At 65.8% G+C, this 16,210-nt stretch carries 20 protein-coding genes; 15 read left to right on the forward strand and 5 right to left on the reverse strand.

The genetic code is table 11. From position 1 onward, the window contains the following. Nucleotide 1 precedes the first annotated feature (1 nt). Nucleotides 2–814 carry an undecaprenyl-diphosphate phosphatase gene (locus ACSQ23_RS04135; RefSeq protein WP_055873022.1) on the reverse strand — a complete coding sequence of 271 codons (813 nt, stop codon included), beginning with the start codon at nt 812–814 and terminating at the stop codon, nt 2–4. A gap of 97 nt (nt 815–911) precedes the next feature. On the opposite strand from ACSQ23_RS04135, the gene ACSQ23_RS04140 reads away from it, so the two are divergent. The 4 genes from ACSQ23_RS04140 to ACSQ23_RS04155 are packed head-to-tail and all read left to right on the forward strand — an operon-like array spanning nt 912 to nt 4,296. Next, nucleotides 912–1,589 (forward strand): glutathione S-transferase family protein, encoded by a 678-nt coding sequence (locus tag ACSQ23_RS04140; protein WP_082527785.1) that lies wholly within the window; start codon nt 912–914, stop codon nt 1,587–1,589. Next, nucleotides 1,570–2,760 (forward strand): tRNA epoxyqueuosine(34) reductase QueG, encoded by a 1,191-nt coding sequence (gene queG / locus ACSQ23_RS04145; protein ID WP_082527786.1) that lies wholly within the window; start codon nt 1,570–1,572, stop codon nt 2,758–2,760. Before ACSQ23_RS04140 ends, queG begins: the two co-directional genes overlap by 20 nt. 13 nt (nt 2,761–2,773) lie before the next feature. Further along, nucleotides 2,774–3,646: an SDR family oxidoreductase gene (locus ACSQ23_RS04150; RefSeq protein ID WP_055873031.1), complete on the forward strand. Its 873-nt coding sequence runs from the start codon at nt 2,774–2,776 to the stop codon at nt 3,644–3,646. Beyond that, nucleotides 3,643–4,296 (forward strand): GNAT family N-acetyltransferase, encoded by a 654-nt coding sequence (locus ACSQ23_RS04155; protein WP_436089803.1) that lies wholly within the window; start codon nt 3,643–3,645, stop codon nt 4,294–4,296. Before ACSQ23_RS04150 ends, ACSQ23_RS04155 begins: the two co-directional genes overlap by 4 nt. A gap of 156 nt (nt 4,297–4,452) precedes the next feature. Here ACSQ23_RS04155 and ACSQ23_RS04160 read toward each other — a convergent pair whose 3' ends face one another. Next, nucleotides 4,453–5,256, reverse strand: coding sequence for an alpha/beta hydrolase (locus ACSQ23_RS04160; protein ID WP_436089804.1), 804 nt, complete (start codon nt 5,254–5,256; stop codon nt 4,453–4,455). A 184-nt stretch (nt 5,257–5,440) separates the two neighbouring features. On the opposite strand from ACSQ23_RS04160, the gene infC reads away from it, so the two are divergent. Continuing rightward, entirely contained in the window at nt 5,441–5,977 is a 537-nt protein-coding gene (gene infC, locus ACSQ23_RS04165; protein WP_197421053.1) for a translation initiation factor IF-3, read from the forward strand. A gap of 200 nt (nt 5,978–6,177) precedes the next feature. Here infC and ACSQ23_RS04170 read toward each other — a convergent pair whose 3' ends face one another. Both ACSQ23_RS04170 and ACSQ23_RS04175 read right to left on the reverse strand, forming a co-directional pair. Then, nucleotides 6,178–6,543: a DUF423 domain-containing protein gene (locus ACSQ23_RS04170; protein WP_436089805.1), complete on the reverse strand. Its 366-nt coding sequence runs from the start codon at nt 6,541–6,543 to the stop codon at nt 6,178–6,180. A gap of 274 nt (nt 6,544–6,817) precedes the next feature. Further along, nucleotides 6,818–7,441 (reverse strand): NADPH-dependent F420 reductase, encoded by a 624-nt coding sequence (locus tag ACSQ23_RS04175; protein WP_436089806.1) that lies wholly within the window; start codon nt 7,439–7,441, stop codon nt 6,818–6,820. A gap of 104 nt (nt 7,442–7,545) precedes the next feature. On the opposite strand from ACSQ23_RS04175, the gene ACSQ23_RS04180 reads away from it, so the two are divergent. The 3 genes from ACSQ23_RS04180 (at nt 7,546) to ACSQ23_RS04190 (ending at nt 9,854) form a co-directional block, all read left to right on the forward strand. After that, entirely contained in the window at nt 7,546–8,442 is an 897-nt protein-coding gene (locus tag ACSQ23_RS04180; protein ID WP_436089807.1) for a LysR family transcriptional regulator, read from the forward strand. A gap of 111 nt (nt 8,443–8,553) precedes the next feature. Further along, nucleotides 8,554–9,330: a hypothetical protein gene (locus tag ACSQ23_RS04185; protein ID WP_055873053.1), complete on the forward strand. Its 777-nt coding sequence runs from the start codon at nt 8,554–8,556 to the stop codon at nt 9,328–9,330. A gap of 101 nt (nt 9,331–9,431) precedes the next feature. Continuing rightward, nucleotides 9,432–9,854, forward strand: coding sequence for a MarR family winged helix-turn-helix transcriptional regulator (locus tag ACSQ23_RS04190; protein ID WP_436089808.1), 423 nt, complete (start codon nt 9,432–9,434; stop codon nt 9,852–9,854). Here ACSQ23_RS04190 and ACSQ23_RS04195 read toward each other — a convergent pair. After that, complete coding sequence (locus tag ACSQ23_RS04195) at nt 9,851–10,018, reverse strand: hypothetical protein (protein ID WP_156384609.1); 168 nt, start codon at nt 10,016–10,018, stop codon at nt 9,851–9,853. The genes ACSQ23_RS04190 and ACSQ23_RS04195 overlap by 4 nt on opposite strands. Nucleotides 10,019–10,233: 215 nt before the next feature. Here ACSQ23_RS04195 and rpmI point away from each other — a divergent pair, with 215 nt between their 5' ends. The 7 genes from rpmI (at nt 10,234) to pheT (ending at nt 16,206) form a co-directional block, all read left to right on the forward strand. Further along, complete coding sequence (gene rpmI, locus ACSQ23_RS04200; RefSeq protein WP_055047457.1) at nt 10,234–10,434, forward strand: 50S ribosomal protein L35; 201 nt, start codon at nt 10,234–10,236, stop codon at nt 10,432–10,434. A 13-nt stretch (nt 10,435–10,447) separates the two neighbouring features. Further along, nucleotides 10,448–10,849, forward strand: a complete 402-nt coding sequence (gene rplT / locus ACSQ23_RS04205) for a 50S ribosomal protein L20 (RefSeq protein WP_055873058.1) — start codon at nt 10,448–10,450, stop codon at nt 10,847–10,849. 288 nt (nt 10,850–11,137) lie between these two features. Continuing rightward, nucleotides 11,138–12,268 (forward strand): phenylalanine--tRNA ligase subunit alpha, encoded by a 1,131-nt coding sequence (pheS, locus tag ACSQ23_RS04210; protein ID WP_436089809.1) that lies wholly within the window; start codon nt 11,138–11,140, stop codon nt 12,266–12,268. Further along, nucleotides 12,268–12,729: a hypothetical protein gene (locus ACSQ23_RS04215; RefSeq protein ID WP_436089810.1), complete on the forward strand. Its 462-nt coding sequence runs from the start codon at nt 12,268–12,270 to the stop codon at nt 12,727–12,729. The genes pheS and ACSQ23_RS04215 overlap by 1 nt, the downstream gene beginning before the upstream one ends. Beyond that, on the forward strand, nt 12,726–13,151 hold the full coding sequence (locus ACSQ23_RS04220; RefSeq protein ID WP_436089811.1) for a hypothetical protein: 426 nt from the start codon (nt 12,726–12,728) through the stop codon (nt 13,149–13,151). The genes ACSQ23_RS04215 and ACSQ23_RS04220 overlap by 4 nt, the downstream gene beginning before the upstream one ends. Then, nucleotides 13,148–13,801, forward strand: coding sequence for a 3'-5' exoribonuclease domain-containing protein (locus tag ACSQ23_RS04225; RefSeq protein ID WP_436089812.1), 654 nt, complete (start codon nt 13,148–13,150; stop codon nt 13,799–13,801). The genes ACSQ23_RS04220 and ACSQ23_RS04225 overlap by 4 nt, the downstream gene beginning before the upstream one ends. Then, nucleotides 13,798–16,206 carry a phenylalanine--tRNA ligase subunit beta gene (gene pheT / locus ACSQ23_RS04230; RefSeq protein WP_436089813.1) on the forward strand — a complete coding sequence of 803 codons (2,409 nt, stop codon included), beginning with the start codon at nt 13,798–13,800 and terminating at the stop codon, nt 16,204–16,206. Before ACSQ23_RS04225 ends, pheT begins: the two co-directional genes overlap by 4 nt. Nucleotides 16,207–16,210 lie beyond the last annotated feature (4 nt).

Below are 16,210 nucleotides of genomic sequence, written 5' to 3' on the forward strand. Positions count from 1 at the left end.
CTCACCCGAACAGCAAAATCCCCCACAGGCCGATGGCGCCGACGAAGATGCGCCAGTAGGCGAACACGGCAAAGCCGTTCTTCGAAATGAAATCGAGCAAATAGCGCACCACGAAGAAGGCGGTGACGAAAGCGGCGGCGAAGCCGATGATCACCGCGGCGCCGAGTTCGGCGGTGATGAAGTCGCGGCTCTTGTAGAGATCGTAGGCGAACGCCCCGCCCATGATCGGCATGGCGATGAAGAAGGTGAACTCGGCCGCCGAGCGCTTGTCGGTGCCCAAGAGCAGCGCGCCGACAATGGTCGAGCCAGAGCGCGACACGCCGGGGATCAGCGCCAGCACCTGGAACAGCCCGATATAGAGGCAGAGCAGCGGCGGGTAGTTGTAGATATCTGTGTACTTCGGGGTGAGCTTCAGCTGATCGACATAGAGCAGGATGATGCCGCCGACGATCAGCGACACGCAGAACACCACCGGCGTTTCGTAGATCACCGTCTTGATGAAATCGTGCAGCAGCACGCCGGCGATCGCCGCCGGGAAGGAGGCGAGAATGACCCCGAGGATGAAGCGCAGAGCCCCGGGTTTCCTCGCGATCGCGTCCCTGGCGATGCTGAGCAGGCGCTGGAAATACACCACCAGGATGGCGAGGATGGCGCCCAGCTGGATCAGCACCTCGAACACCCGGCCCGGGCTGTTGAAGCCGAGAAAGTGCCCCGCGAGCAGGATGTGGGCGGTCGAGGAGACCGGTAGGAATTCGGTAAGGCCCTCGATAATCCCTAGGATCAGCGGCACAAAAAGACCTTGATCGGCGTTCATCTGATCCCCTAACTCATCCCACCGGAAGGGCGGCAAGCGTCGCATCTAGCGCGATTTGCCCGGGCCCGCCAAGGATCGGCAAGGATCGTTTCACCGCATGCCACGGTTGCTGCAGCACAGGCTCGACCCCTCCTCCCGCCTCGCCCGTTTGATGTTCGCTGAATATGGCGTCGGCATCGACCTCGAGGACATCAAGCCCTGGCGGCGTGAGCCGGGGCTGCTCGAGATCAATCCGGCGGCGACGGTGCCGATCCTCGCCGAGGACGGCGAGCCGCCGGTGGTGGGGACGCTGGCGGTGATCCACGCCATCGAGGATCGCTATGTGCCCGCCGCGGTCGCCGGGCTGTTCCCGTCGCATGCGGCGCTGCGCAACGAAATGTGGCGGCTGCTCGAATGGGTGCTGGTCAAGCTCAATGACGAAGTGACCCGCTATGTGCTCGAGGAAAAGATCGTCAAGCGCGACCAGCGCGGCATGACGCCCGAGCCAGGCGTGCTGCGCGTCGCCAAGGCGAACCTTGCCGAGCACCTGCACTATTTCAACTGGCTGTTCGCCACCCGGCACTGGATTGCCGGCGACACCATGACGCTCGCCGATTTCGCGCTCGCGGCGCACCTCTCCAGCCTCGACTACCTGGGCGACGTGCAGTGGGACACTTCGCCGGAAACCCGGCAATGGTACGCCCGGATCAAGTCCCGTCCGGCCTTCCGCACCCTGCTCAACGACCGCGTTGCCGGGATGCCGGCGGCAGCCGGATATGCGGATCTCGATTTCTGACGCGGCCGCTGGCTGTGCTACACCGCGCGGCGTGACAGACACAAAGCTCCTCGCTGAACTCCGCGACCGCGCCAAAGCCCTGGGCTTTGAGGCGTTCGGCGTGGCGCGGGCCGATGCGCGGCCGGACCTGCCGGAAAAGCTCGGCACCGCCCTCGCCCACGACTGGCATGGCGAGATGGCGTGGATGGCGGAGACCGCGGAGCGGCGCGGTTCGCCCGAGGCGCTGTGGCCCGAGGCCAGATCAGTGATCGTGGTCGGGATGAACTATGGGCCCGACAGCGACCCGATGGCCGACCTCGCGCATCGCTCCTTCGGCAATATCTCGGTCTATGCCCGCAATCGCGACTATCACGACATCATCAAGGGCAAGCTCAAGGAGCTGGCCGGGCTGTTGAACCGCCGCACCGGAGCCGAGGTGAAGGTGTTCGTCGATACCGCGCCGGTGATGGAAAAGCCGCTGGGCGAGGCCGCAGGCATCGGCTGGCAGGGCAAGCACACCGTGCTGGTCAGCCGCGAGTATGGCTCGTGGCTGTTCCTCGGCGCCATCTTCACTTCTGCCGAACTGCCGGCCAACGAAGCGCATGCCGAGAGCTGCGGCAATTGCCGGCGCTGCCTCGATGTCTGCCCCACCAACGCCTTTCCGGCGCCGTTCCAGCTCGATGCGCGGCGCTGCCTCAGCTACCTCAATATCGAGCATCCCGGCCCGATTCCGCTGGAATTCCGCGTGCCGATGGGCAACCGCATCTATGGCTGCGACGATTGCCTCGCCGTCTGCCCCTGGAACAAGTTCGCTTCGGAGACACACGAGCTGAAGCTGCGCGCCCGCGACGAGCTGAAATCCCCGGCGCTGAGCGACCTGGTGCAGCTCGACGATGCCGGCTTCCGCAGCCTGTTCGCCGGCTCGCCGATCAAACGCATCGGCCAGGCGCGGTTCCTGAGGAACGTGCTGATCGCGGTGGGCAATTCCGCTGACGAGACGCTGATCCCCTTGGCCGAAGCCCGGCTTGCCGATCCTGAGCCGCTGATCCGCGGCGCCGCGGTTTGGGCAGTGCGCCGGCTTGTGACGAAAGCGCGCGCGGATGCACTGGCGCTTGCGTTTTTGCCCGATGAAGGCGACATCAGCGTCCAGGCAGAGTGGAGCGCGGTCGTCCAGCCGGCGCGTGCAAACTAGAGTTCTATCTGAGATGCGCCTGTTCTTCTTCGGCATGGGTTATTCCTCGCGCGCCACCGCGCGCGCCCTGCACCTCCTGGCCGACCCGCAAATTCCCGTCGCCGGCACGACGCGCAGCGCCGAAGCCGCCGAATCGGAGGCCGATTCGGCCTACCGCATCCACGTGTTCGATGGCGAAGTGCCGGGCACGACGCTCAGCGAAGACCTCAGGGCAGCGACGCACGTGATCCTGTCGATCCCGCCCGACGAGCGCGGCGATCCGGCGCTGAACCTGCACCGCGCCGATCTCGATGCGGCGCCGAACCTCGAGTGGATCGGCTACTTCTCCACCGTCGGGGTGTATGGCGATTTCGGTGGCGAGTGGATCGATGAAGACGCGCCGACCCGGCCGCTGAACATCCGCTCCAAGCAGCGGGTCGAGGCCGAACAGGCCTGGCGCGATTATGCCAAACAGCGCGGCGTGCCGCTGTTCATCGTGCGGCTGGCCGGCATCTACGGCCCCGGCCGTTCGGCCTTCGACAAGCTGCGCGAGGGAACGGCACGCCGCATCGTCAAGCCGAACCAGGTGTTCAACCGCATCCATGTCGCCGATATCGGCCGGATCACGGCGCGCGCCGCGCTCAGCGATCTCGAGGGGACCTTTAACCTCGCCGATACCGAACCGGCGCCACCGCAGGATCTCGTCACCTACGCTGCCCACGTCATGGGGATCGCGCCGCCCGCCGAGGTGCCGTTCGAGACCGCCGAGATGACGCCGATGGCGCGGAGCTTTTACTCCGACAACAAGCGCGTCTCGTCGAAGAAAGTGCTGGCGGCGCTTGGCGCCGACCTGCTCTATCCGACCTATCGCGAAGGTCTCGACGCCATCTGGAAAGGCCGGCAATGAGCGCTCCAAAACCCGGCACCCCGCCGCAGCGCGTGGTGCTCGAGGGCCATTATGTGCGGCTCGAACCGCTGAGCATGGCGCACGCGCCGGACCTGTTCGAAGCCTCGAACGTGCCCGATGGCGACGTTCGTTTCGCCTATCTCGGCGACTACGCACCGAAGGCGCAGGCCGATACCGAGTCGTTCATCCAGAGCGTCCTCGGCAAGGCCGATCCGATCCTCTTCGCCGTCATCGACAAATCGACCGGCAAGGCGGGTGGCCGCCAGGCGCTGATGCGCATCGTGCCGGAGCACGGCGTCATCGAGATCGGCTCGATCTACTGGGGCCCGGCCATTTCCCGCACGCCGCGCGCCACCGAGGCGCTGTATTTGTTCGCCCGCCACATCTTCGAGGATCTCGGCTATCGTCGCTTCGAGTGGAAATGCAACGATCGGAACGAACCGAGCAAACGCGCCGCGAGGCGCTTCGGCTTCAGCTATGAGGGCTTGTTCCGCCAGCACATGATCATGAAGGGCGAGAACCGCGATACCGCCTGGTTCTCGATGCTCGACGGCGAATGGCCGGCGAAGCGGGCCGAGTTCGAGCGCTGGCTTGATACGAACAACTTCGATGCGGATGGGCGGCAGAAGACGCCGCTGCGGTTCGGCTGAACCAATATGGGCCGGTGGCTGTGGGCCCCCACCCTTGATCCCTCCCCGCAAGGGGGAGGGAGACGCAGACTGAGATGCTAGTGTAAGGGTCCTCCCTCCCCCTCGCGGGGAGGGGACAGGGGTGGGGGCAGCCCGCACCAGCAGACCAGTTCGATCCTAAAGCTCCAGCTCCAGCTGCTCGGGCGGCGCGGTGATCTCGCGCTCGACCGCGGCTTTCAGCAGCTCGAGATCCTCGGGGCGGCTGAGGCGATGGTCGCCATCGGGGATCAGGGTGAAGGTCACCGGGTCGGTGAGCAGGTGCTGCACCAGCCGCATGGCGTGCTCTCGCGGCACATCGGGGTCCCTGCCGCCCTGGAGGATCGTCACCGGCGCCCCGACATCGATGCCGCGGCCGAACATCAGGTGATGCTGGTTGCCGTCCTCGATCAGCTTGGCCGTATAGGGATAGGGTTCGTCGGAATATTGCGACGGCCGCTGCACCACGCCGTCGCGCTTCAGTGCTGCCAGTTGCGCCTTGCTCATCCGCTTGGTCATCAGCTCGGCCGTCGCATCCACGGCGGGAGCGATCAGTACCAGCGCCTTCACCCGATCGCCCTCGCCCCGCCGGCGCAGCTCGCGCGCCATCAGCAGCGCCAGCCAGCCGCCGAGCGAGGAGCCGACAATGACCTGCGGCCCGGAGGTGGTGGCGAACACCGCGAGCGATTCCTCGAGCCAGCGGCTCACCGTGCCATCGAGGAAATCGCCGCCCGACAGACCGTTGCCGGAGTGATCGAGGCGCGTGACGGCAAGGCCCTGCTCGGCGCCGAAGGCGTCGAGCGCCGAGGCCTTGGTGCCGCCCATGTCGGAACGGTAGCCGTTGAGCCAGAAAATGCCTGGGGACTTGCCGGGGCGGCGCAGCATGGCGACGCGGCGCGCCTCAGCCCCCTCGCCCACCTCGAGATACTCAACCGCAGGTTCCACGCGTCCCCGACTCCATTCTCATGCTCGGCCTTTTGCCTCGCGTTAGCCTTCGCGGCAACAGTTTGTCATCAAACCGCGCTTGCATGCTGTTTCTTGTCTGTTCCGGTGTTGACTTATGGCCGACGCAGCACGATTTTAGCCGCGATCTCCCGCCGCTCCGGTAACAATCGAAGGATCGCCTCCCATTCGTCGTCCCATGAGACCCGTCGCGCCCCAGAAAGATGGGCCGCAATCTAACGAAGATATCTCCTCCCCCGATGTCCAGCTGATTGATGCCGAAGGCGCCAACCGTGGCGTCGTGCGGACGCGCGAGGCGTTGTCCGAGGCGCAGGAGCAGGGACTCGATCTCGTCATCATTTCCCCGAACTCGGTTCCGCCTGTTGCCAAGATGCTCGATCTCGGCCGCTTCAAATACGCTGCCCAGAAGAAGGCGGCCGAAGCGCGCAAGAAGCAGAAGGTGATCGAGGTCAAGGAAATCCAGCTGCGTCCGAACATCGACACGCACGATTACGAGACCAAGATGAAAGCGGTGCACCGCTTTCTCGAGGACGGTGACCGGGTGAAGGTGACGATGCGCTTCCGCGGTCGCGAAATGGCGCACCAGGAACTGGGCATGCAGCTCTTGGTCAAGGTGCAGGCCGAGCTCGAAGCCAAGGCGAAGGTCGAATCCTCGCCGCGCTCCGAAGGTCGCCAGATGGTGATGGTGCTGGCGCCGAAATAAGGGCGACAGCAGTGTGAATTGAACAAGGGCGGCCCGCGGGTCGCCCTTTGTTTTTGGTGCGGTGCGGGCTGCCCCACCCCCTCCCAGCCTCCCCCATCAAGGGGGAGGTGAAGAGTCGAGCTTGTGGCTCGATCGTACCTGACACACCGGCCGGCACCTCCCCCTTAATGGGGGAGGCTGGGAGGGGGTGGGGCAGCAAACTACCGGCCCCGCCGCCCCACCACCCCAGCCAGCGCCACCAGCAGCCAGCCGACGATCAGCCCGCCACCACCGAGCGGCGCGGCCAGCGGGAACAAAGCGCCGCCGAGCAGCGAGCGGGCCGCGAGATCGCCGGCGAACAGCACCAGCCCGACCAGCAGCACGACGCCCGCCACCATGACCATGCGGCTCGCCGCCAGAAGGCTGAGCCCGATCAGCACCGGCGCATGCAGCAGCAGGAAATTCGCGGCGATCCCGAGATTGTCGTCGCCGGCATGGCTGGCCCGGGCCGCTGCGGCGACGCCGAGCGCCCCGCAAAGGCCGGCGGCGACCAGCAGCAGGCGGGATGCGAGGGTTGGGTTCGACATTGGATGCTCCAGGATCACGGGTACTCGGGCGTTAGTCGCCGATGCCGAAGACTCTATCTGCACTCGGGCGGCGCCGGGACGTCGAAATCGACGCACAACCTGCAGCCCCACCGGTCATTCCCGCGAAAGCGGGAACCTCTGTTTGCGGTGCCTGCCCCAAAACAGAGATCCCCGCTTTCGCGGGGATGACATCGGGATTAGGGCGACGCAGGGTAAAGAACAAAGAGGCCGGGGATCTTTCCCCGGCCCTTTCGTCTGCTGCGTTGGCCTGGCCTTACGCCGCCAGCTTCAGCCAGGTTGGGGCGATGGCAGTGCCCTGGCCGAGGCCGTAGCCGAAGCGGATGTTCAGCATGCCGACCGGCTCGACCAGGCGGGCGCCATCGAGGCCGCCGACCTTTTCGACTGCAAAGCCCGAGGCGGTGACCAGTTCGGCAACGGCATCGACCGCGGCAGCGTCATTGCCGGCGAGGAAGACCGGGACATTGGCGGTAGCGCTGGCCGGGGTATCGAACAGGCTGGCGAAGATGGTGTTGTAGCCCTTGACCACCTTGGCCGAGGGCGCGGCAGCCTGCAGCTCTTCGGCCGCCGACGTGGTGTGGCCGATGGCGAGGCCGGAGAAATCGGCCTTCACCGGGTTGGAGATGTCGACGACGATCCTGCCGTTGAGCGGCAGCTTGCCGGCAAGCTCAAGGGCCGCGCCATAGGGCAAGGCCAGGACGACGATGTCGGCGGCGAGCACAGCGCTCTTGTAGTCGGTCACGGTGGCGCCGACCGAGGCGGCGAACTCGGTGGCGGCGGCCGGGTTAGAGGCGCCGAGCACCAGCTCAGTCTTGCCCGCGAGACGCTTGGCGAGACCCTTGCCCATGTTGCCGAGGCCGAGAATTGCGGTGGTGGTCATTTTCGAAAGCTCCATCCTGCGATTGCGATGCCCCCTATCTACGCGCCGACATGGAGGTATAGAATTGCCGCTGATTGCGCTTCACTATTGCGCTGGAGTATCGAATGGCCGAGATCACCAACCTCGAAACCTTCGTCACGGCGGTCAAAGCCGGCAGCTTTGCCGGGGCGGCGCGGCTGCTCGGCATCTCGCCGGCCATGGTCGGGCGCCGCATCCAGGCGTTGGAGGAGGAGCATGGGGCCCGGCTGATCGAGCGCACGACGCGGGCGCAGCGCCTGACCGAGCTGGGCGAGAGCTTTTTCGCCCAGGCGGAGACGGTGCTCGAGGCGGTGGCCGAACTCGACGATCTCACCCGCACCGAGCCCGGGAAACTCTCGGGCCGCATCCGCGCCACCGGACCGGCGACACTCGGCATCCACCGGCTCGCCGGCATCATCGCGCGGTTCTGCGAGGACAACCCCGCCGTGACGGTGGAGCTTAGCCTCAATGACCGCCGCGCCGACCTGATCGCCGAGGGTTTTGACGTCGCCATCCGGGTGGGCGAGTTGCAGGCCTCGACGATGATCGCGCGCCGGATCGGCACCTACCGCTTTCGCTGCGTCACGTCGCCGGCCTATGCCGACGCCTTCGGGTTGCCGGCTACCCCGGAGGAACTCAGACAGCACCGCTGCATCCTCAATCTCAACATGAGCCCGCGCAACCGCTGGCCGTTCATCGGCCCGGGCAGCGCCTCGGTCATCGCCGAGGTCGAGGGCGGGCTGCAGATCGACAATGGCGAGGCGCAGTTGGCGGCAGCACTGGAGGGCGCGGGCATCGTCTATCTGCCGGTCGATCTGGTCACCGAGCCGTTGCGCAGCGGCCGGCTCATCGAGGTGCTGCCGCACTGGCAGCGCATGACACTGCCGATCCACCTGGTCTATCCGTCGCGCCGCCTGGTGCCGCGCCGGTTGAGCGCCTTCATGGAAGCCATCGCCGGCGGCCTCAAAGACACGGCGGCCTGAGCCAATATTGTTCTCCTCGACAGATTAACTGTCTTCGGTAACCACATCAGCATCTACCCGGGCGGAATACTGGCCGGACCCATGGCATTATCGTAAAATGCGATCATGCAAGTGGCAGTCAGTACCGTGTCGGCGTCCGAATACCTTCGGGACATCCTCGATCGCGAGATGGTCACGCGTGAAGCGATGGCCGAACTGGTACGCGTTGAGAACAAGATCGCCGCGCTGTGCCACGCCTGGGGCAGCCGCGACATTGTCGACGTCACGCCGGGCGGCGGCTTCGAGAAGTCGATGGCCAATCGCAGCGGCATCAGTGTCGATTACGTGGTGTGGATCCACGCTCAATCGGATCGCCGCATCCCCGAACTTTACGAGTCGATGTTCTCGGCGTTCCGGCGTCTCGGCCTCGCGCCGGTCCGCCGCGACGTGACGCTGGCGCTCAACCTTGGCAACATGGTCGTCGACCTGCTGCCGGCCAAACGGCTGTCGATGATCTCGGACATCCACGAGATCTATTCGACCCGCCGGTCCGCAGCGATTACCACGAACCTGCATCAGCACGTGCTCGACAGCCACGACGCCGGCCGGCACGAGGAAGTGCGGATCCTGAAGCTCTGGCGCGACCAGAACGGGCTGGAGTTCCCGTCCTACTACCTGGAGCTCGCCACCCAGGCCGCGTTGCGCCGCCGCCCGGCCGGGGCGCTGGCCGACAATGTCTGGGCGGCGCTCGGCTTTTTCGAGCGCCTCCTGGTGCCGCGCGCCATGCTCGACCCGGCAAACGCCGCCAACATCGTCTCGGACGAGCTGACCGCGGCACAGAGGCGCTCCATTGCACTCGCCGCGGAGGCGGCGCGCAGTGGCCGGCCGTGGTCGGAGATCGTGCGGTAGGGATAACTGCAGCAGACGGCCCGTCTCTCTCAGTAAGGCCCAGCAATCTCCCCTTAAGTCACAACACGCTATGATGGCCTCTCACCTCTGGGGAGGAGGCCGTGTTCGACCACAAGGAAACCTTGTTTCACGTTGCGAGCCAACTGGCCCGCCGGCTCGCCAACCATCTGCGCGAGACCCTGGAGCCGTTCGGGCTGCATCCGGCACAGTTTACCGCGCTCAGCGAGATCGCCGAGCGCGAAGGCCTGACGCAGGCTGAGCTGGTCACCCGCCTCGAGCTCGAGCAGCCCGGCGTCGCCCGCACCCTCAGTGGCCTCGAAGCCGAGGGCTGGATCGAGAAGGCGTCGATCGGCAAGGGCCGGGCGCAGGGGCTCTATCTCAGCCCCAAGGCCAAGACCGTGCTGCCCGAAGCCGCGGCCGCCGCGGCACGCGCCGACCGGCAGGCGCTGGCGAGCCTTTCAAAGACCGAGGCCGCGCACCTGATCGATGGCCTCGGCGAGCTCGCCGCCGCCAACCGGGGCTAGCGCTCGGCCGCCAGTTGGGCCGCCGCCGGCTCGGCATCGGCAAAGGGCTTGGGCAGCAGCACCAAGACCGCCAGCGCCGCGAGCCAGATAGCGCCACGCAACTGCGCCTTGCTGGGCCTCGGCAACGGGCGGTTCGCCGGCTTGGGCGCAAACAGATCAGTCATTGAACGCTTCCCGGATCACGCGCCTGCAGCGCGGCGCTGGCCGGGATCACGGCAGAGCGATATTACGTGCCGATGACAGCGGCGGCGCGCCCTCTTGCGTCTGCGCCGCTTTCCCCCTATACACCCGCCTTCTCGACGGGCCGCCCGGCCAAAAGGCATGCCGTGGCGATCCCGAATGCAGGCTCTAGCGAGCCGCCTCTAACCAGGACAGCAAAATGCCAAAGATGAAGACTAAATCGGGCGCCAAGAAGCGCTTCAAGATGACCGCGACCGGCCGCGTCAAGGCTGGCGTCGCGGGCAAGCGGCACCGTCTCCTTAGCCACGACGCCGACTACATCCGCTCGCATCGGGGGACCAAGATCCTCAAGAAGGGCGATGAAAGTCTGGTCAAGTGGTACATGCCGTATAACCGTTAAGGAGCGCCGATAGATGTCACGCGTTAAAAGAGGCGTTACCGCCCACGCCCGTCACAAGAAGGTTCTTAAGGCCGCTTCCGGTTTTTACGGTCGCCGCAAGAACACCATCCGTACTGCCAAGGCCGCCGTCGACAAGGCCGGCCAGTACGCCTACCGCGATCGCCGGGTCAAGAAGCGCAACTTCCGCGCCCTGTGGATCCAGCGCATCAACGCCGCGGTGCGCGACCACGGCCTGACCTACGGTCGATTTATCGACGGCCTCAGCAAGGCTGAGATTGCCGTCGACCGCAAGGTGCTCTCCGATCTCGCGATCACCGAGCCCGCAGCGTTCGCCGTGCTGGTTGAGCAGGCCAAGAAGGCTCTGGGGTATCTCGGCAAGATCGAGACGACCACCCACGAGCGTATTTCGGCCTAAGCGTCTAGCCCCGGAAAGCATGTCCCCGCGAAAGCGGGGATCCATTTCCGGATCAAGGCTAAGAGCCAGTAAGAATTCTCGCCTTTTCTGAGGCCCTAAGCTAAGCCTTGCGCCGCCCCGTAACCGGGGATGGCGCGGGGCTTTTGTTTTTGGTCTCGACGCCGCCCAGAACACGACGTCACCCCGGCGAAGGCCGGGGCCCATCCCGAGATCTCAAGATGGATACCGGCCTTCGCCGGTATGACAGCGAGTGAGCGGCAACGAAGCGAACGATAAATGGAACACCACATGTCTCTCGACGCTCAGATCGCCACCCTTCGCGCCGAAATCGCCGCCGCCACTGCAGCCGCCAGCGATGAGGGCGCCATTGAAGCGGTGCGCGTCGCCGCGCTGGGCAAGAAAGGCTCGGTCTCGGCGCTGCTCGCGACGCTTGGCGGCATCGCCCCGGAAGAGCGCAAATCGGCCGGCGCCGCCATTAACGGGCTGAAGACCGACGTCACTGCGCTGATCGAAGCCCGCGCCGCGGAACTCAGCAAAGCGGCGCTCGACGCCCGCCTTGCATCGGAGCGGGTCGACGTGACCCTGCCGGTCCGCCCCTCGCCCACCGCCGAAGGCCGCATCCATCCGGTCAGCCAGGTGATCGACGAGATCACCGCAATCTTCTCCGACATGGGCTTTTCGATCGCCGAAGGGCCCGACATCGAGACCGACTGGTACAACTTCACCGCGCTCAATTTCCCCGAGGGGCACCCGGCGCGCGAGATGCACGACACCTTCTTCATGGCGCCGTCGCCGGATGGGGTGAAGCGCGTGCTGCGCACCCACACCTCGCCGGTGCAGATCCGCACTATGCTGAAGGGCAACGAGAAGCCGGCGGCGCCGTACCTGACGCCGGCAATCGATCCGCCGATCCGCGTGGTGATGCCCGGCCGCACCTACCGGCACGACTCGGACCAGACGCACACGCCGATGTTCCACCAGGTCGAGGGCCTCGTCATCGACAAGAGCTCGCATATCGGCCAGCTGCGCTGGGTGCTGGAGGAGTTCCTCAAGGCCTTCTTCGAGGTCGACAACGTGACGCTCAGGTTCCGGCCGAGCTTCTTCCCGTTCACCGAGCCGTCGATGGAAGTCGACGTGCAGTGCGACCGCTCGGGCGCCGAGGTGAAGATCGGCGAAGGCAAGGATTGGCTCGAAATCCTCGGCTGCGGCATGGTGCACCCGAACGTCTTACGCAATTGCGGGCTCGATCCGGATGTCTACCAGGGCTTCGCCTGGGGCATGGGCATCGATCGCATCGCCATGCTCAAATACGGCATGAATGACCTGCGCGCCTTCTTCGATGCAGACAAGCGCTGGCTCGATCACTACGGCTTCCGGCCGCTCGACCTGCCGACGCTGTTCGGGGGGCTCAGCAGCTGATGTCTGCCAACCCCGCGGCATCGTTGCGCGAGCGTGTGGTGCGCATGCTGCACCGCGAGATCGATGCGATCCTCGCTCCCGCCGGCTATGTCCAGGCCGGCGGGCGCTGGAGCCGCACGACCGCGTTCGCCCGCACCTGGGTCGAAATCCAGCGCAGCAGCTCGGGCCTTGCCTGCTACCTCAATCTCGGCCGCTTGCAGCGCCTGCTCAACTGGGAGTGGGTACCGCCCGGCACCTACTTCTCGGGCTGGCGCATCGGCGATTTCGCCGACAGTACGGCCGAGCACAACAGCCTCGACGCACTAGCCTATGATCAGCTCGATGGCGACAGCCCGCTGCGCGCCAAAGTCATGACCTTGCTGTCGGAGCGCGCAATGCCATTTCTCAATGCCAGCCACAAGCCATTCGGCCACCGGATGCTCCCGCCCCGACTCGCCGCGCTGCGGGAGGCCAGACCATGACGTGGGCCAAGCGATTGCTGCTCGCCCTCACGGCGATAACGCTCACCGCCCCGGTGCTCGCTGAGGAGATGGTCGCCTGCACGCCGGAGCACTATTACAACTCGAGCGAGACCCCACCGCTGATCATCACCATCGACAAGGCGCGCGGCGCCGGGTCGCGGGTGACGCGCATCGACCTCGAGACCGGCGCCTATCGCGAACATTTCATCGGCTCGGACAACGACACCATCGAGGCCGGCAGCCTCAAGGTGATCAATCCGGGTTCGCTGCGCGAGCGCATCGATTTCGTGGCGCTCGACAGCAATACCGGGTTCCTCATCCGCATCAGCCTGATCGATGAGGACATGCCATTCGTCCGCGTCGATACGGAAGGCACTGTCGCCTCCGGCCATTGTACCTACGTGACCGAGCTGCCGCGATGAGCCTGCAGCCCCCCATCGCGCCGGGTCAGTCGGAGCTTTGCACCTTCGTCGTCACCGACATCGAGTCCGACGGGCATAACCCGCTCGAATCCTCGATGCTGAGCTTTGCCTCGGTGGCAGTCGATATCGAGGGCAAGGTGCTCGACGAGTTCGAGGCGGTGCTGACGCCGCGCGCCGACAGGAAGCCCGACCCCAACACCATGGCGTGGTGGCAGACGCAACCCGAGGCATGGAAGCACGCCACGGCGAACCCGGAAGACCCCGCGTCGGTGATGCCGCGCTATGCCGACTGGGTCGAGGGGCTCCCCGGCTTTCGTGTCTTCGCGGCGGCGCCGATGATCTTCGACGGGTTGTGGATGGATCATTACCTGTCGGTATTCGCCGGCACCCGGGTGATGGGTGGACCGTACAAGAGCCGGCAGATCTTCCGCGGCGGCGGCGTCTGCCTCTACACCATGGCCGGCACCTTACGCGGCGCCGAGTATACCAAGTGGGGCATGCAGCGCGTGCCACCGGCTTGGTACGGCCATATCGAACACACCCACCGCGCCATCGACGATGCGCGCGGCTTTGCCAACGTCCTCGCCAAACTTTTCGAGATCAGCGGGCAGCTGCCCAGGATCGAAGCGACCGAAAGCGTCTACAAATGAAGTTCACCCTCAACTGGCTGAAAGAACATCTCGACACCACCGCTTCGGCCGAGGAGATCGGCAAGGCGCTGACCATGGTCGGGCTCGAGGTCGAAGCGATCGTCGACCCCGCGGAAAAACTCAGGCCGTTCGTCGTCGCCCATGTGGTTGAAGCGAGGCCGCATCCGAACTCGGACCATCTCAACCTCTGCAAGGTCGATGCCGGCACCGGCACGCTGATCGATGTGGTGTGTGGCGCGCCGAACGCCCGCACCGGCATGAAGTCGGTGTTCGCCTTCCCCGACACCTATATCCCGGGCAAGGATTTCACCCTGAAGGCCGGCGTGGTGATCCGCGGCGAGCCGTCGAACGGCATGCTCTGCTCGGCCGCCGAGCTCGAGCTTTCGAACGACCATGACGGCATCATCGAGCTCCCCGCGGATGCCCCGATCGGCATGGCTTATGTCGATTACGCCAAGCTCGGCAACACGGTGATCGACATCTCGATCACCCCCAACCGCGGCGATGCTACCGGCGTCTATGGGGTGGCGCGCGACCTCGCGGCGTTCGGCATCGGTACGCTGAAGCACACCGACATGTCGCCGGTGCCCTCGAAGGGCCCGAGCCCGATCCCGCCGCTGCCGCACCAGTTCGGTGCCGGCGAGCCCAAGGCGATCCGCAAGTTTGCCGGCCGCTACTTCAAGGGCATCAAGAACGGTCCGTCGCCCGATTGGCTGCAGCAGCGCCTGCGCGCCGTGGGCCTGAGGCCGATCAACGCGGTGGTCGACATCACCAACCTCGTGTCGCTGGGCTGGGGCCGGCCGCTGCACGCCTATGACGCCGACAAGATCGTCGGGCAGGCCGTGCTGCGCAACGCCAGGCCGGGCGAGGCATTCGACGCGCTCGACAACAAAGTCTACGCGCTCGACGAGACCATGACCGTCATTGCCGACGATTCCGGCCCGCTCTGCCTCGGTGGCGTGATGGGCGGCATCCGCTCGGGCACCACCGACGAAACGGTCAACGTGCTGATGGAATGCGCCAGCTGGGACCCCGACCTGATCGCGCAGACCGGCCGCAAGACCGGCATCGTCTCGGATGCCCGCTATCGGCTCGAGCGTTCGGTCGATCCGGCGCTGACCGAACCCGGCCTCGAACTCGCCACCCGGCTGATGCTGGAGCTGGTGGGTGGCGAAGCGATGGAGCCGGTGATTTCGGGCGAGGACGTGTTCCCCAATACCGTGGTCGAGTTCCCGCTCAGCGAAGTCGAGCGCCTCACCGGCCTCGAGACCTCGGCCAGCGAGATCGAAGCCATTCTCGGCCGCCTCGGCTTCAAGCTCGAAGGCGCGGGCCTCACCCGCAAGGTGCATGTCCCGTCGTGGCGTCCTGATGTCACCATGAAAGCCGACCTCGCCGAGGAAGTGATGCGCATGGTCGGCGTCGACAACGTGCCGATCGACCCGCTGCCGCGGCTCAACCATGTGGCGCCGCGCATGCTGACGACGCTGCAGAACCGCCGCCGTCTTGCCCGCCGCACCCTCGCGGCGCGCGGGCTCGACGAGGCGGTGACCTGGTCGTTCATCCCGGAAGCGGAAGCGCAGCGCTTCGGCGGCGGCGCGGCCGAACTGAAGCTCGCCAACCCGATCGCCTCCGAGCTCACCGACATGCGGCCCTCGCTGTTGCCGGGGCTGCTCGGCGCAGCACAGCGCAACACCAATCGCGGGCTGAGCGAACTGAAACTGTTCGAAGTCGGCCAGGTGTTCCACTCGGTACAGCCGGAAGGCCAGCGCACCTATGCCTCGGGCCTCCGCCTGGGCGGTTCGCGTCACTGGCAATCGGCCAACGGCAAGGTCTCGGTGTTCGACGCCAAATCCGATATCGCGGCGCTGCTCGACGCCATGGGCCATGATATCGACAAGCTGCAGCTGGTGGCCGAACCCGCAGCCTGGAGCCATCCGGGGCGCGGCGGGCGCATTCAGCTCGGCCCCAAGCTGACCATCGGCTGGTTCGGTGAAGTGCACCCGAGCGAGCTCGAAAAGTTCGACCTTACTGGACCGGTGGCGGCATTCGAGCTCGATCTCGACGCGATCCCGGAACCGCGGAAGAAACCGACCCGCTCGAAGCCGGCGCTGAAGCTCAGCGACCTGATGCCGCTGAGCCGCGACTTCGCCTTCCTCGTCGACCGCTCGGTGCCGGCGGCGACGATCCTGCGCGCCGCCAGGAACGCCGACAAAACGCTGATTACGGAAGTGTCGGTGTTCGATGTGTTCGAAGGTAAGGGCATCGCCGACGACAAGAAATCGGTCGGCATCGCCGTGACGCTGCAACCCAGCGACAAGACGCTGACCGACGAGGAGATCGAAAAGGTGGCAACTGTGATCGTTGCCGCGGTCACCAAGGCGACCGGCGGCGTGTTGCGGGGCTGACGGA

The organism is Devosia sp. LjRoot16 (assembly GCF_964252795.1).
GTDB lineage: Bacteria > Pseudomonadota > Alphaproteobacteria > Rhizobiales > Devosiaceae > Devosia_A.

Excerpts from the sequence above, each read along its gene's own strand:
- ACSQ23_RS04140 (WP_082527785.1), top strand. The coding sequence starts at position 912 with ATGCCACGGTTGCTGCAGCACAGGCTCGACCCCTCCTCCCGCCTCGCC.
- ACSQ23_RS04215 (WP_436089810.1), top strand. The coding sequence starts at position 12,268 with ATGTCTGCCAACCCCGCGGCATCGTTGCGCGAGCGTGTGGTGCGCATG.
- ACSQ23_RS04220 (WP_436089811.1), top strand. The coding sequence starts at position 12,726 with ATGACGTGGGCCAAGCGATTGCTGCTCGCCCTCACGGCGATAACGCTC.
- ACSQ23_RS04135 (WP_055873022.1), bottom strand. The coding sequence starts at position 814 with ATGAACGCCGATCAAGGTCTTTTTGTGCCGCTGATCCTAGGGATTATC.
- ACSQ23_RS04150 (WP_055873031.1), top strand. The coding sequence starts at position 2,774 with ATGCGCCTGTTCTTCTTCGGCATGGGTTATTCCTCGCGCGCCACCGCG.
- pheT (WP_436089813.1), top strand. The coding sequence starts at position 13,798 with ATGAAGTTCACCCTCAACTGGCTGAAAGAACATCTCGACACCACCGCT.
- ACSQ23_RS04180 (WP_436089807.1), top strand. The coding sequence starts at position 7,546 with ATGGCCGAGATCACCAACCTCGAAACCTTCGTCACGGCGGTCAAAGCC.
- ACSQ23_RS04170 (WP_436089805.1), bottom strand. The coding sequence starts at position 6,543 with ATGTCGAACCCAACCCTCGCATCCCGCCTGCTGCTGGTCGCCGCCGGC.
- pheS (WP_436089809.1), top strand. The coding sequence starts at position 11,138 with ATGTCTCTCGACGCTCAGATCGCCACCCTTCGCGCCGAAATCGCCGCC.
- ACSQ23_RS04155 (WP_436089803.1), top strand. The coding sequence starts at position 3,643 with ATGAGCGCTCCAAAACCCGGCACCCCGCCGCAGCGCGTGGTGCTCGAG.
- rplT (WP_055873058.1), top strand. The coding sequence starts at position 10,448 with ATGTCACGCGTTAAAAGAGGCGTTACCGCCCACGCCCGTCACAAGAAG.
- queG (WP_082527786.1), top strand. The coding sequence starts at position 1,570 with ATGCGGATCTCGATTTCTGACGCGGCCGCTGGCTGTGCTACACCGCGC.
- ACSQ23_RS04195 (WP_156384609.1), bottom strand. The coding sequence starts at position 10,018 with ATGACTGATCTGTTTGCGCCCAAGCCGGCGAACCGCCCGTTGCCGAGG.
- ACSQ23_RS04175 (WP_436089806.1), bottom strand. The coding sequence starts at position 7,441 with ATGACCACCACCGCAATTCTCGGCCTCGGCAACATGGGCAAGGGTCTC.
- rpmI (WP_055047457.1), top strand. The coding sequence starts at position 10,234 with ATGCCAAAGATGAAGACTAAATCGGGCGCCAAGAAGCGCTTCAAGATG.
- ACSQ23_RS04225 (WP_436089812.1), top strand. The coding sequence starts at position 13,148 with ATGAGCCTGCAGCCCCCCATCGCGCCGGGTCAGTCGGAGCTTTGCACC.